We start from the raw sequence: 15,035 nt of genomic DNA, 5'->3' as shown, positions 1-15,035 counted from the left end.
ATTTAAGATGCATCCAAATATTGTTTTTCATAAAATTATTTTAAATAAGCTTGACTTGACAGTAGAAAGGGAAGTCTTTAATAAAATGAGAAGGGCAATTGATATCAATTGCCCTTCTCATTTTATTTCTATTATTCCCTACTTCACAATCCTGATCACCTTATTATCTGACCTTGCATTAACCGTTGGGTCATACATGCTCTCAATACCTGTAATCCCAGAGTTGAATAGGCCAATATTATTTGCTTTGACCTCATATTCGAACGTCCTTTTCCCTTTAGGCAAGGAATTGAAGAAATAGTTGGTCGATGCATCCTTCAAGGTAAAATAGAAGTTGTTTCTCCAATTGTAACCTGAAGGGACATATACAGGCTCAACACCCGCCGGACGACTATCCTTCAAGTGCACATACTCCAGGTCCTGATCGTTGATGACCGTTATGACCACCTTGATCCTTTCTCCGAGTTTTGCCTCTTCGCTCTCCATCCATTTACCATTCCGCTCTACCATGTACTGTTTGCTGACCTTGATGTCATTGGTTGAACTTTTTACCTCTGATACCGGCAAGAAATATTGGTGGAAAACCCCTCCGAACACTGTCCGGTCATTGTCGTTCTGTAATTGTATAGTTCTATTTTTCTGCAGGTCCTCTTTGGTAAAGGTTTTGGATACCTGTCCCAGAACAACGCTGTCCAACTGTGTCTTCTGTCCATCAGCCAATACCTTCACCGTGTTTTCTAAGCTAAAGTCCTTCGGATTATTGGTCAACAGGAGACTGTAGACAGCATCCACCGTCATCCAGGTGCTGCGCCAATAATTGGCTTCATTCTTGAAGAAAATCCACTGACTGATGGCATTCAACTTGCTCGGGTCATATAATTTATAGGCCTCCAGCATATAGCTCTGTAAGCTGATATCATTGTAATGTTTACTGTTGCTTTCCCAGTACATTCCCTTTTCAGGATCCAGGATCACCTCTTGTTGAATCCTGTTCTTGATTTCATTGGACTCTTTTGATACGCCAAACAATTGGTTTACCACCCATGCCTTTGCGGCATAGCCGGCAGGACCCTTGGCGGTAATGATCGGAGCCTTGGCAATCTTGGCCTTGAGGATCTCACTGTTCTTCTGCGGAACCTTGACCTCTGAATTCCAGAAATGACGGGCATATAGATAATCCAGGGCAATGCTCGCAGATGCTTTCTCCCTGGTGATGCTGCTGTCCTGATCCAGATAGTTTGCCAACCTGCGCATGCTACCGTTCATCTGCGGATTGACAAGGTTGTGATCGAGGTAGAATACCTTTCCGACCACCTCCAATATTCTCATGGAGATATGGGTATCTGTTTTTCCGCCCTCAAACCATGGGAAAGAACCGTTGTCCAGTTGACCACGCAATATCTTTTGTTCGATTCCCTTGAGCTCGGTTTCGATATTGGAATTGAACAGTTCCGCTATGGCCTCCAATCTCTTGCTGTCATGCTGTATGTCGCGAAGCCAAGGCATCTCCTGTAACTTCAATTCGCTCAGCTGCGCATTCTCCTCCAGTCGGCTCTTGGTATCCTTTGCCTTGATCGATTTAAAATAATCGGAAATGGCCGGATAGTGCTTGCCGATATATTGTACCATCTTATAGCCGAACCATTTGCTGGTAGACTGTTCGGTACATTCATATGGATAGTTCTTGAGGTAATCGATGGCAGAGATAATCTCCAGGATCGGGTTGCTTTGAACCTGAACCTTGGCCTGTAGGTTGTTCTTTCCAGCTGATTCGATATTGAAATCTTTCTTTTCGCCAGCTTTCAATGCGATCTTCTGGGTCTCTGCTATCAATACCTTGTTGGATAATACCGGCAGTTCCATAATCTCTCCATCGGAGTATTCTGCACTTGCAGCTACGATTTTGACCTGCACTGCAGGATATCCCTCCGGGATCTTAAGCTTCCAGGACACCGTTTGGTTATTGCTCTTTTCGATAGTAAAATCCGGCGAGATAGCACTGACCACAAACTTGTCGCTGATGTCGGCATTATCCACTGGATTGATGATCTCAATCTTCGCTTTTCCTTTTTGTGCCTTCTCACTTAGGTTCTGTACCTGCGCGATGATCTCGATCTCATCGGACTCCCGGAAGTACCTTGGCAGGTTTGGACGTATCATCAATTGTTTCTGCGTCTGGGTAAAGAACTGCGCAGACCCTACTTCTAGGTTCTTGCCATGGGCGAACAGCATGAGCTTCCATTTGGTCAAGGCCTCAGGACTATCGAACTCGAAACTGATGTTGCCATCCTTGTCGGTGTATAGGTTAGGGTAGAAGAAGGCTGTTTCCTGAAGGTTCTTGCGTGCTTGGACTTGAGAGAGGTCTACTCCTTGTTTCTTATTCTTTAATTCTTCAACTTGTGCCCTAAGATTAGGGTCTTTTAGTTCATCATATAATTGTACAGTTTCTTCCGTTACTTCATGTACATCGGCTGCTGCTTCAAGATTGATTCCAGCTACTTTGCCTTGAAGAATTCTTTGTGCTCCTTTTACTGCAAGGGCGGAACCAGCTCTATTTAGAACTGGACCATCATAATAGTTATGCAGGTTATTGACACCGCGATTTAACCAATAATCATCCCAAAGGCCATAATTGTTGACTAAAGGTAATTCATTGCCTACTGCATTGATAATTTGTTCATTGAAGCCAAAAGGACTTGAAGCTGATGAAGCATAGAATAAATTTGTGAAATTATATCGCCTGTAATAGGATGGGCTATATCTGTCAAAAAAGGTTGGGAAATAATTGGCTCCAAAAACGTCTAATGACATGTCATACATTGTCGCCAATACCTCTGAAGGAATAACCTTGTCCTTTTGCAAGATGCTAAAGCTCCATTTCTCTTTTGTTCCCGGCGTAATTTTATCTCTAAAACTGCTGATTTTAATTTTTAAATCTTGGTCATCAGTTCGCTTAGGTGCGCTGATGAATTTATTTTCAATCTGGTTGTCTACAATTAATACAGCGTCTAATTGATAACCTCGAGCAAACTTTTCCCTATCAAATTTGAATTCATGGATTGCTCGACCATTCTTTACAGGAATGGTAAAGGTCTCTTGTTTACCAAAGGAGTTACTTGGGAAAAGAATTATTTCCTTTGCATTAGGGACATCTGTATAGAAATTTAATTTGACCTGTTCATCCAGACCATAATTTGGTTTATCAAAACTGTAGGTGAGGAAGTCATGATCGCTGCTCTTTTTGGTAACAGGGTCGAAAATGCTCACATCAGCTTGGCTTCTTATGGTATCCTTTCCTTGGATTGAAATGACTTCAACGTAATACTTTCCTTTTGGGAACAGGGTGGAATCTATTTTCACAAGACTTGTGTCCCTTGTGTCAAAGGAATAGGTTTTCAGTAATTCTGATGGTTTCTTGATGATTAAAGACTCATCAAATGAAGTTGGGAATAGTTTTTTGTATTCTGCATTACTGAAAATATGGTAATCCACATCTTTAAATATATTGTCATATTGATCCGGTAAAGCAATATTAGGCTCAGGATACTTATAGATTTTTATCTCACCGGTCAAGGGCAAGGGCTGGTTATTTTTATTCACGGTACTGATGAATAATTTATTCCATTTACCCGCTTCTTCTATTCTTGGACCTAGAATATTGATTACCCAAGGCTTATCCGAATAGGTGTAAAAAACAGATGCTTGCTGCATTTCTCCGGTCTGATTTACCACCTCAGCAGTTACACTGATGTTGAAATCTTCCAATTTATTTAATGCGGTATCTTCTAATGGAATCCTGATGGTAAATTTTCCTTGCTCATCAGCGATAATTGAGCTATCCGCTAAGGTGAAACTGGTATAATTTCGACCATAGGAGTTTATTTGTACTTTATAATTCACCGATGAACCTACTAGGGGTACACCGGAATAGGATTCCACTTTTCCTATGAACTCGGCTATATCAGAGCGTTTATAGGTTTCCTTATTGGTTTCAAAACTAACACTAAAGGTAGGACGCTTATACTCTTCCACACTTAGGTAGTGGTAGCCAATTTGGGCTCCTTTATCCATAATCAGGATATTGAATCCACCCGCCAAGGTATTGACTGGGATTTGAAGTTCTCCGTTTACAGAACCAAATGCATTACTGGTCAAAGACAAGGAGTCTACTTTCTGTCCGTTGGCATCCTGAAGGATAACATCTAGTTTTTTACCTTCTATCACTTTTCCACTTAATGAACTGTTGTTATAAACAATTCCTTTGAAGAAAAGCTTTTGACCGGGTCTATAAATCCTTCTATCGGTTAAGATCTTAGTGTTGAACCTTTCTCTAGCTTCTTCTTTCTCGATTTGCGAAAAGCTATAATTTAAAGGGGCAGCCATATCGATGATTTGCTTTTCCTCTGCAAGGTAAAGCATCGCCCCAGATTGATAGCGATAATAAGAATCCTTATTGATATCTACTGAAAACTCTCCGTTCTGATTAGTTTTCATTTTATGAACCAGCTTTGGTGCTTTTCCTGAGTTTACATCATAGATCTCCAGCGATTTACCAGCATAAGGCAAACCAGTCTTTCGATTGATCAGTAAACCACTGAAAAGATATGCTGTATTCTTCCCTGTCTCTAGTTCTGTGTAGTTAAATAAATCCGAAACAATAAATCTTGATGAGGATACGGTATTGAATAAACCATCAGCTTTGAATTCAGGATTGTTTGAAATGAGGGCTACATAATTGCCAAAAGGGAGGGCATTTATCTTGTAAATGGTTGAATGTCTTTTATAATCATCAAATGATTTTATTGGGATTTCTTCTGCATACACTTCCGACGCATTTACCCCTACTTTTTTCGTGATGCTATCCAACTTTACTTCAAATTTCTTATAGTTTGTTGGGGTATTGGTCACATTGAAAACTTTCAAGTAGAGCTTTTCCGCATTTTTAAAGGATAGCTGGACAGGACTGTTGACATTGGAAGGGTTAATCTGAGGATTATAAAACTGAATTTCAACACTTTTTAATTGTTGATCCATGAGCTCAACATCCTTGATCCAAGGTGATGTTGGGTACTCTTGTTTTGCTTTGGCTAGGGATTCGACTGCCTTTTTTGTTTCATTGTTGCTGTTCAAGGTCTCTGCAATGATGGCATAGATGAACGCGTTATAATCGCTCTTGTTTTGGGCTATTACATTTTTCAAAGCATCAACATAGCTGTCTTTTTTTTGGTAGCTAGGGGAAATATTGTTCACCAATAAATAGGAGGTCGCATCAGCGTATCCTGCTTTTTTATTGATACTGAGCAAATCTTCTGATAACTTTTTGATTTTTGCTGTATTCTTTTCCCTATCCCTTCGCAAGAAAGCGAGGTATGGATTACTATTGAAGTGGTAAAGCGTAGGACTGAGGCTTAGATTTTTGCTAGATGCAAAGAGCGATTTCCAATTTTCAATAGGTTGCTTCAAAAGAAGTTCTTTGTTCTCTAAGGATTTATTGAATAGGGAGTCCAAGATTTTATCCTTGGTTTCTTCATCTGCCGCTAAAAATTTATTCTTGCTTTCGCTGTAGTAATCGATATTGCTTCCTAAAAACTGGGCATAAAAACTATAGAGTAGGCTTCTTTGAACCCCCTCTGTTTGGTTGATGTTGGTTTGGAAGTGTTTGTCTACTTTATCGAACAAGTCTTCTTGCGTGGTATTGACTTGAAGCAATTGGCTTTCTGCTAAGATAGCACGAAGCTCCATTGGTCCATTTTTAGATTTTTTGGCGTAAGTTTTTATTTCATTCAGAAGAGGGGCAGTCTGTTCATAATTCCCAATGGAAATTAGTCTGTCCACTTCTTTCCATTTTTCTTCTATCATGGTTGCTGTTTTAGTTTCCTGACTGAATAGTAGGAGAGGTGTAAGGGCGAATAATAGGATGAATAATTGTTTCATATAACATAAACCTTAAAGTTCATAACCTTGTTTTTGCGATGGATGCAGAAAAGGAGGTGATTCCATAAAGCTAGAAAAAAAATAATGGAGAAAAGCTGACATTTCTTAATTGAAAGAAATCTCTTTTGGGGAATTTTTTTTTAAAATTATTGCTTCTTTTTTAACCCTTCGACAATCTCTATCATAAGAGGTATGCCTGGATTTCGGTTCTTCTTACTCCAGATAAGGGATAAGGTGGTTCGTTGGGGGAGGTGATTCAACTCTAAAAAGTCTACATGCGTATGATAACCTTTTTTTAAGGAGGTCGGAACAATGGCAACACCCAAGCCTTGACTCACTAGGTTGAAAATACTTAATGCATTCACAGTCCTCAGTGCTACATGTGGAACAAAATTATGATCCTCAAAAATGCTCATCACCAATTCGTAATAAGAATTGCTATACTCTTTGGAAAAGAGAATAAAGGACTCCTCCTTGAAGTCATTTAGATTGACTTTTTCTTTTGATTTTGAAACCGTATTCTTGGGTACTACCAATGAAAAATGCTCAGTTAAGATAGGGATAGATTTTAGTCCTATGGGGCTGTCTTTTAATCGTACAAAACCAAAATCCAATTCCTGCTTGTTGATCATGTCAATCTGAACCTCATTGGACAATTCATTGAGAGTAATGTCGATTAATGGCTGCTTCTGTTTTAACTCTACTAATAACTGTGGTAACATCGCCTGCACGGCTGATCCTATAAATCCTAATTTCAAGGAGGTAATCTTTCCCTCTGAAATTTTCTCAATATGGTCTTTGATGTTATCCAACTGATTAAAAATCAATTCAACCTCCTTCTTAAGATAAACCCCCGCTTCCGTTAAAGCCACATTTCTTTTATCTCGAATAAATAAGGAAGTGCCATAATACTCTTCCAATTGCTTGATTTGTCGGGATAATCCTGGCTGTGCAATGAATAACCTTTCTGCAGCCCTCCTGAAGTGTAATTCCTCGGCAACTACTTTGAAATAGAGGAGATGTCTAAGTTCGATTTGATAATTCATAGTTATCAGTTATTGCTAAAATTGATATTGCCAATTATCAAATATAGCAGGTAAATTTGGATAACACAGCGAAATAACATGAAAACATTTAAATACGGAGAAGATTATTTGACCAGTTCTATTGCTATTGCTATTGCAAAATCTGAATGTCAAGGTCTATTAACTGATGAAACCATCAGTAAAATAAATCAAAGCGCCCAATATGTTCAAGAGATTGTGGATGCTGGAAAAGTGGTCTATGGAATCAATACAGGTTTCGGACCATTATGCACCACTTTGATCAGTCCGCAGGATACTAAAAAATTACAGGAAAATATTCTTAAAAGCCATGCCGTTGGGATAGGGGAACCAATTGATAAGGAATTGAGTAAACTCATGCTTATTTTGAAAGTGCATGCCTTATCCAAAGGTTTTTCCGGTGTTCAATTAAGTACAGTGGAACGGATTATCTGGCATATTCAAAATGATGTCATTCCTGTCGTACCAAAGCAAGGATCTGTTGGTGCTTCTGGTGACCTAGCACCATTATCACATTTATTTTTGCCGCTTATCGGTCTTGGGAAGCTCTGGAAAGATGGCCAAATAGTGGATACTGCATCGGTGCTTAAGGAACATCAAATTGAACCTATTCATCTTGGAGCAAAGGAAGGATTAGCATTAATCAACGGAACACAATTTATGGCTGCCCATGGTGTCAAAGCCGTTGTAGAAATGAATAGATTAATGAATAATGCTGACTTGATTGCAACCCTGATGATCGAAGGTTTGAATGGTTCTATCAAACCATTTTTCTCAGAACTTCATCAATTGAGACCTTATAAAGGAAATACTTTCGTTGCTTCTACCATATTCAACCTCCTGAAGGATTCAGAGATTCTGGAATCTCATAAAAATTGCTCCCGTGTTCAGGATCCTTATTCCTTGCGTTGTATTCCTCAGGTTCATGGTGCATCCCGGAATGCTTGGTTACACTTTAAAGAAATCATTGAAACTGAAATCAATTCCGTTACAGATAACCCAATAATTATTAATAGTGAACTAACTATTTCTGGAGGTTCATTCCATGGTCAACCTATTGCATTACCACTCGATTATGCCACGCTAGCAGTATCTGAATTGGGGAATATCTCCGATCGTAGGGTCTATTTGTCCCTGGAAGGGGAAACTAATGGGGTGCCTAAATTGTTGATGAAAGCAACTGGTTTAAATTCTGGATTTATGATCCTTCAATACAGTACTGCAGCCATTGCTAGTGAAAACAAAGGGCTTTGTTTTCCGGCATCAGCAGATAGTATTCCTACATCATTGGGTCAAGAAGACCATGTGAGCATGGGATCTATTTCCGGAAGAAAACTCCTACAGGTACTGGATAATGTTGATAAAATCTTAAGTATTGAAATGCTTTGTGCGGCGCAAGCTAAAGATTTCCATAATCCTAAACAATCTACAGCAGTGGTGGAAGCAATTCATCAACATATTAGAACGAAAATTCCTCATATTGAAGAGGATCAACCAATGCAGGATATCTTGGATAATGCCCTATCCATTATCAAATCTGGTGAATTGATTGAAATCGCAAAAAAAGCCGCGAAGGATAGTAATAAGCCATATTTTGGTGATGCTGTTGAATATTTTGAAAACTATTGATCATGAAAGAGAACGGAAAGTTAATAGGTCCCTTCAAACAAGTGTTGACTATGCAGCACTTGCCACTGAAAGGGGCATTAAAAGACGAACAACTGGAAATCATAGAACAGGCTGGTATTAATATTGTCGATGGCAAAATTAAGGTTGTAGGAGATTTTGAAGGATTAAAGGCTGCCTTGCCTGATGATATTGAAATCGTGGAACTGAAGGGTGATTTTGTGGCTCTACCGGGATATATTGACTGCCATACGCATATTGCCTTTGGTGGTAACCGAGCTAACGATTTTGCAATGCGCAATGCAGGTAGTTCCTACCTTGAAATTGCAGAAGCGGGCGGCGGAATTTGGAGTACTGTAAAGCATACTCGTGAATGTTCGCAGGATGAACTTAAATTCTTGACCCTTAAACGTGCTGATAACTTGTTGAGACAAGGGATAACAACCGTTGAGGTAAAGAGTGGCTATGGACTCAATGTCGAAGAGGAGCTCAAGACCTTACGCGCAATCAAGGAAGCCAATCAGGCATCTTTTGTGGATTTGATTTCAACCTGCCTTGCAGCACATATGCATCCTAAGGATTATGAAGGTAATGCTGAAGATTACTTATACGAAATTGGCGAAAAGCTTTTCCCATTATTGAGGGCAGAAGAGCTGACCAACAGAATTGACGCCTTCGTAGAGAAGAGTGCCTTTTCTGCTGAACAAATACTTCCATACTATAAAAAAGCCAAGGAAATGGGCTTTGACTTAACAGTACATGCTGATCAATTTAGTACCTCAGGTTCTAAGTTGGCTGTTGAACTTGCTGCAGTTTCAGCTGACCATCTGGAAGCTTCTACTGAAAATGAAATTAGTTTATTGGCAGGATCCGATGTGATTCCAGTGGCTTTACCGGCTGCATCTCTCGGAATTGGTTGTGAGTTTACACCTGCTAGAAAGCTATTGGATGCTGGTGCTAGTTTGGCCATTGCAACCGATTGGAATCCTGGGTCTGCACCAATGGGTAAATTGATCGAAAGTGCCAGTATTCTTGCAACCATGCAAAAGCTGAGTAATGCCGAACTCTTCGCAGGAATTACCTTCCGTGCAGCGAAAGCCCTGAACCTACAGGATAGAGGCCGTTTAATGGAAGGAATGTTAGCGGATTTGGTGATCTATGATACTGATAATTATCAAAACATCACCTATCTGCAAGGCGGTCTTCAACCTAAGGCGGTCTGGAAAAATGGAACTGAAGTATTTGTAAGAAAAGACTAATAGGATGATTGATAAAGATTTTAAAGAAGCAATTGCAAAAGGTATTCCAACAGAATTACCAGCAAAAGCTCAATTAGATAATAGGGTGAGCCATGCCCCAAAACGTAAGGCTATTTTAAGTAAAGAGGAAGAAAAACTTGCTGTTCGGAATGCTTTGAGGTATTTTCCAAGGGAATGGCATCAGGAATTGGCTGCAGAGTTTTTGGAGGAACTCCGGGAATATGGTCGAATTTATATGTATCGATTCAGACCTCAATATGAAATGTATGCTAGACCAATTTCTGCATATCCTGCAAAAAGTCAACAGGCTGCTGCCATTATGCTGATGATTCAGAATAACCTGGATCCTGCTGTTGCTCAACATCCGCATGAGTTGATTACCTATGGTGGCAATGGAGCCGTATTTCAAAACTGGGCGCAATACCTACTGACCATGAAATACCTTTCGCAAATGTCTAATCAACAAACTTTGCATATGTATTCAGGACATCCAATGGGGCTTTTTCCTTCTTCTGAAAATGCACCACGTGTGGTTGTGACCAATGGAATGATGATTCCTAATTATTCCAAACCCGATGATTGGGAAAAATTCAATGCTTTGGGTGTTACTCAATATGGGCAAATGACTGCAGGTTCATATATGTATATCGGACCCCAGGGTATTGTCCATGGAACAACAATCACCGTTATGAATGCTTTCAGGAAACATCTTCCTGAAGGTGAATCTATTCAAGGGAAAGTCTTTGTAACCTCCGGACTTGGGGGAATGAGTGGAGCTCAACCTAAAGCTGGAAATATTGCGGGGTGTATCACTGTTTGTGCAGAAGTAAACCCTGCCGCTGCTAGAAAAAGACATGAACAAGGTTGGGTAGATATATTAGTAGAGGATATCGAAGGATTGATTCTTGCCGTAAAAGCTGCTATTGCTAAAAAGGAGGTGATCTCTATCGCATATATTGGAAATATTGTCGATGTATGGGAACAGTTTGATAGACAAAATATTAAAGTGACCGTCGGATCTGATCAAACTTCTTTGCATAACCCGTGGTCAGGGGGTTATTACCCCGTGGATTTAAGTTTTGAAGAATCTAATGAACTTATTGCCAATGATCCGGAAAGGTTCAAAAAAGAGGTACAACTTACATTGATCCGCCATGCGAATGCCATCAATAAACATGTGGCCAAAGGAACATACTTTTTTGATTATGGAAATGCTTTCCTTTTGGAAGCTAGCCGAGCTGGCGCTGATATCATGGCTGAAGATGGAATTAATTTCAGATATCCTTCTTACGTTCAGGATATCCTAGGACCTATGTGTTTTGATTATGGTTTCGGTCCATTTAGATGGGTATGTACTTCTGGAAAACCTGAAGATTTAAGATTGACTGATAACATCGCCCTTGAGGTGATGAAAGACCTTCAAAAGAATGCTTCTGAAGAAATATACCCGCAGATGGAAGATAATATTAAATGGATTTCTGAAGCTGAAAGCAATAAACTGGTGGTTGGTTCTCAGGCAAGGATTTTATATGCTGATGCCTTGGGAAGAATGAAAATCGCCGAAGCTTTCAATAAGGCAGTCGCTGATGGAAAGTTATCTGCTCCCGTAGTATTGGGTCGGGACCATCATGATGTCAGCGGAACAGATTCACCATACCGTGAAACCAGTAATATCTATGATGGTAGTAAGTTTACCGCTGATATGGCCATTCACAATGTTATTGGAGATAGTTTCCGAGGAGCAACTTGGGTTTCTATCCATAACGGCGGCGGAGTAGGATGGGGGGAAGTAATAAATGGTGGTTTCGGAATGGTCCTTGATGGATCCGAGGATAGCGACCGCAAATTAAAGCAAATGCTTTTCTTTGACGTGAATAACGGAATTGCAAGAAGGGCATGGGCAAGAAATAAAGAAGCAATCAGCGCCATTGAAACCGAATTGGAAAGATCTTCTACACTGAAAGTAACTAAAGCGGAACTGGTGGATAATCACATAATTGATAACCTTTTTGGAAATAACTAACATGGAAGCTTTTGGAAATGTCCTCTACAGACCTACAGAACAGCAGCTATGGACAGGCAGAACCGACGGAACTAGTGCTGAGTACCTTCGTTGGCATCAAATTATGGAATGTATCAACTTAGATAGCATTTCAAATACACTGGAAAATAGCTTTGTATTTTTAGGTTTTTGCTGTGATGAAGGGGTAAGAAGGAATCAAGGTCGTATTGGTGCCAAAGATGCCCCTGAAGCCCTTCGCAAGGTTTTGGCTGGTTTACCGAATCATATGTCCTCAGAAACAAGGATTTTCGATGCCGGTGATGTCATTTGCGTGGCCGAGGATATGGAAGCTGCGCAGAAGGAACTGGCAAAACGTGTAAGCCAAATTTTGGAAAATAGAGGCCTGCCAATTGTCCTTGGTGGTGGCCATGAAGTTACTTATGGGCATTTCAATGGACTGAAAAAATATAGTAAAACAAAAAGAATTGGGATTATTAATTTAGATGCCCATTTCGATATAAGGGCGGTTAATGATAACCAAGGAAATTCTGGTACAGGTTTCTATCAAATCTTTACCGATGCAGAAATTGAAAACTTTGAAGTTCAATATCTCGCGATAGGAATCCAAGACATCAGCAACACGCAGGCTTTATTCAATTATGCTAAGGAAAAAGCCGTTCAGGTGATTAAAGGCAATGAAATCTATGCCGAAAATATCAATAAGGTGATTTCCCAAATTGATCAATTTTCGCAGAATGTAGATGATATTTACCTCACGATAGATATGGATGTGTTTGCAGCGGCCTATGCTCCAGGTGTAAGTGCCCCTGCTTTCAATGGGCTAATCCCGGATCCAACTTTTGCGAAATTATTCCATGAACTCATTCAGCTGCCCAAGCTGAAATCTGTCGACTTCGCCGAAGTCAACCCGCTATATGATATTGACAATAGAACGACAAAGTTAACCGCAGATCTCATTTTTCGCCTAGTGAATAATAAGTGATAATATGTAACTTTAAGGAAATATAATACAGGAGATATATGTCGAATATAGATTTCATCAGAGAAGAAACAGCAGCAAACATCGGGAACTTTATGGTAGGAAGGTTATTGCCATTTCGCCAGAAACGTTCCATTGGCCCCTTTGTTTTTATTGATCACATGGGACCTGCTTGTTTGGCAGACCATGAAAATTTAGATGTGGGTCCACATCCTCATATTGGTTTGTCTACATTGACCTACTTATTTGAAGGTTCTATTTTCCATAGAGATAGCCTTGGTACTGCCATGGAGATTAAACCCGGAGCCGTGAACTGGATGACTGCTGGAAAAGGTGTGGTGCATTCCGAAAGAACCCCAGAATATTTAAGGCAAAAAGATAAATTCCTGCATGGACTTCAAATCTGGGTGGCATTACCTAAAAACCTTGAGTTTATGGAGCCTGAATTCCATCATACGGAAGCACATGATATCCCAACTTGGAAGGATGGCGATGTATCCTTTAAACTGATTGCGGGTGAAGCATTTGGTAAAAAATCCCCCGTTCCCGTTTATAGTAAATTGTATATGATTGAAGTTAAGGCTGAAAAAGATGCCTTAATTGATATTCGCGGTGAATTATATGGCGAAAGCGGTCTCTATATATTAGAAGGAGAAATCGATAGCAATGGCTTTACTTATGGTCCTAAGCAGATCTTGATCACCTTGGATGCTCACCTATGTAGCTTTGAGATGAAAGCAGGATCTACGGTCTATATCTTCGGTGGCGAACCATTTCCTGAAGAACGCTTTATCTCCTGGAACTTCGTCGCAAGTGAAAAACAAACAATCGATGAAGCCAAAGAAAAATGGATCAACCATGAATTCCCTAAAGTACCAGGCGATGATGGCTATGTTCCACTTCCGGGGAAGTAGTATTTAGTATATAGTATTTAGTATTTAGAGCGCTCGCGATAATTCTGAGCGGTTAATAAAAGGAGACTAGTAAGAGTTTTTATATGCGTAAATCGAAGTATCCTTCAATTGAAATATGCTTAAATCGGAATAATGGCAATCTAATCAAATAGCAATTTGGATTTCTAGATTTTAAGAGATTCAGGTTTCAAAACATGAAAGATCCAAGAAATATAGATTTCAAGAGTTTCAGTTTTCAAGAAATGTAAGATACAAGGCATGCGGGTTTCAAGATATATAGATTTTCAGATAGGCAGGTGTCTAAATACTAAATACTAACTACTAAATACTATGATTAAATACTACTAGACCCCCATTCCGCCCAGGAACCATCATATATCGTTACATAGTCGTTTCCGAGTTCGTATGCTGCCAGTGCGATGATGGCTGCTGATATTCCCGAGCCACAGGTGAAGATATTCTGTTTGCTGGCATCAATTTTCCCTTCGAAAAGTCTTTCAAGTTCTTCTTTATCCTGATAGGTAGTTCCATCCAGTACTTGGTCAAAAGGTAGGTTTTTGGAACCAGGTATATGACCTGATTTTAATCCTTCTCGCGGTTCTGGGGCAGTTCCATTGAACCGACCAGATGATCTCGCATCGGTAATACTGATATCATCATCTCCCAATCGCTCTACCAGTTCTTCCTTACTGATAAACCATTCATAATTAGGTTTAGCCTTGAAATTACCCGTTGCTTGAGGTTCTGAGTATTGATCTTCAATAGGAAGTCCTGCAGCTTTCCAAGCGGGGAGGCCTCCATTTAATACATAAACCTTCTCTAATCCCATATATCGGAACATCCACCAAGCCCTAGGACTTGAATATACTCCCCAACGATCATAAATTACCAACGTAGAATCCTGATTGACACCTAATTTTTGCGCTTCTTTCGTGAATTGTTGTGCCGATATCATCGTATGTGGAAAAGGACTGCCATGATCCGAAAAAGCACCTTCTATATCCAAAAACAAACTGTTTGGAAGCAATTCCATCTTACTATTGTCCATCTTCTGATTGACTTTGTCAATAGTAGCGTCAAAAACTATAGCATTCTCCTCATTGATTAATTTGAGGGCTTCGTCGGTACTGATAAGTGCAGCTGTTCTCATGGCGAAAGAGATATGAGATTTTAGATATGAGATTTGAGATATTAAGCTTGTTAGTTTAAAGATATATAAAAAAGTAGAAAATCTAA

Annotated in this window: 8 protein-coding genes; 5 read left to right on the top strand and 3 right to left on the bottom strand. The window is 39.8% G+C overall.

Annotated elements, in window-relative coordinates; all coding sequences use genetic code 11:
• Positions 1-138: 138 nt before the first annotated feature.
• Both PZ892_RS13420 and PZ892_RS13415 read right to left on the bottom strand, forming a co-directional pair.
• Positions 139-5,934 (bottom strand): alpha-2-macroglobulin family protein, encoded by a 5,796-nt coding sequence (locus PZ892_RS13420; protein WP_094256173.1) that lies wholly within the window; start codon positions 5,932-5,934, stop codon positions 139-141.
• Between the two features lie 146 nt (positions 5,935-6,080).
• Positions 6,081-6,980, bottom strand: a complete 900-nt coding sequence (locus PZ892_RS13415) for a LysR family transcriptional regulator (protein WP_094256172.1) — start codon at positions 6,978-6,980, stop codon at positions 6,081-6,083.
• A gap of 78 nt (positions 6,981-7,058) precedes the next feature.
• Here PZ892_RS13415 and hutH point away from each other — a divergent pair, with 78 nt between their 5' ends.
• From hutH to PZ892_RS13390, 5 genes are read left to right on the top strand one after another with little or no spacing between them, the layout of a single operon-like run.
• The gene (gene hutH, locus PZ892_RS13410) at positions 7,059-8,627 is read left to right on the top strand and encodes a histidine ammonia-lyase (protein ID WP_277711436.1); all 1,569 of its coding nucleotides are present in this window, start codon (positions 7,059-7,061) and stop codon (positions 8,625-8,627) included.
• A gap of 2 nt (positions 8,628-8,629) precedes the next feature.
• Entirely contained in the window at positions 8,630-9,883 is a 1,254-nt protein-coding gene (gene hutI / locus PZ892_RS13405; RefSeq protein ID WP_094256170.1) for an imidazolonepropionase, read from the top strand.
• Between the two features lie 4 nt (positions 9,884-9,887).
• On the top strand, positions 9,888-11,906 hold the full coding sequence (locus PZ892_RS13400) for a urocanate hydratase (protein ID WP_094256169.1): 2,019 nt from the start codon (positions 9,888-9,890) through the stop codon (positions 11,904-11,906).
• A 1-nt stretch (position 11,907) separates the two neighbouring features.
• A complete protein-coding gene (gene hutG, locus PZ892_RS13395; protein WP_277711435.1) occupies positions 11,908-12,888 on the top strand; it encodes a formimidoylglutamase in 981 nt (326 codons plus the stop codon).
• 38 nt (positions 12,889-12,926) lie between these two features.
• Entirely contained in the window at positions 12,927-13,799 is an 873-nt protein-coding gene (locus PZ892_RS13390) for a pirin family protein (protein WP_094256167.1), read from the top strand.
• Between the two features lie 334 nt (positions 13,800-14,133).
• On the opposite strand, the gene PZ892_RS13385 is transcribed toward PZ892_RS13390, so the two are convergent.
• Complete coding sequence (locus tag PZ892_RS13385) at positions 14,134-14,949, bottom strand: sulfurtransferase (protein WP_094256166.1); 816 nt, start codon at positions 14,947-14,949, stop codon at positions 14,134-14,136.
• Positions 14,950-15,035: the final 86 nt, after the last annotated feature.

Source organism: Sphingobacterium sp. WM (genome assembly GCF_029542465.1).
Lineage (GTDB): Bacteria > Bacteroidota > Bacteroidia > Sphingobacteriales > Sphingobacteriaceae > Sphingobacterium > Sphingobacterium cellulitidis.
Note: the sequence above shows the minus strand (reverse complement) of the source record. Positions and strands in the feature narration are given on the sequence as shown.

What these genes read in the sequence shown, in the direction of transcription:
- PZ892_RS13420 (WP_094256173.1), bottom strand. Translation starts at nt 5,934, where the DNA reads ATGAAACAATTATTCATCCTATTATTCGCCCTTACACCTCTCCTACTA.
- PZ892_RS13415 (WP_094256172.1), bottom strand. Translation starts at nt 6,980, where the DNA reads ATGAATTATCAAATCGAACTTAGACATCTCCTCTATTTCAAAGTAGTT.
- hutH (WP_277711436.1), top strand. Translation starts at nt 7,059, where the DNA reads ATGAAAACATTTAAATACGGAGAAGATTATTTGACCAGTTCTATTGCT.
- hutI (WP_094256170.1), top strand. Translation starts at nt 8,630, where the DNA reads ATGAAAGAGAACGGAAAGTTAATAGGTCCCTTCAAACAAGTGTTGACT.
- PZ892_RS13400 (WP_094256169.1), top strand. Translation starts at nt 9,888, where the DNA reads ATGATTGATAAAGATTTTAAAGAAGCAATTGCAAAAGGTATTCCAACA.
- hutG (WP_277711435.1), top strand. Translation starts at nt 11,908, where the DNA reads ATGGAAGCTTTTGGAAATGTCCTCTACAGACCTACAGAACAGCAGCTA.
- PZ892_RS13390 (WP_094256167.1), top strand. Translation starts at nt 12,927, where the DNA reads ATGTCGAATATAGATTTCATCAGAGAAGAAACAGCAGCAAACATCGGG.
- PZ892_RS13385 (WP_094256166.1), bottom strand. Translation starts at nt 14,949, where the DNA reads ATGAGAACAGCTGCACTTATCAGTACCGACGAAGCCCTCAAATTAATC.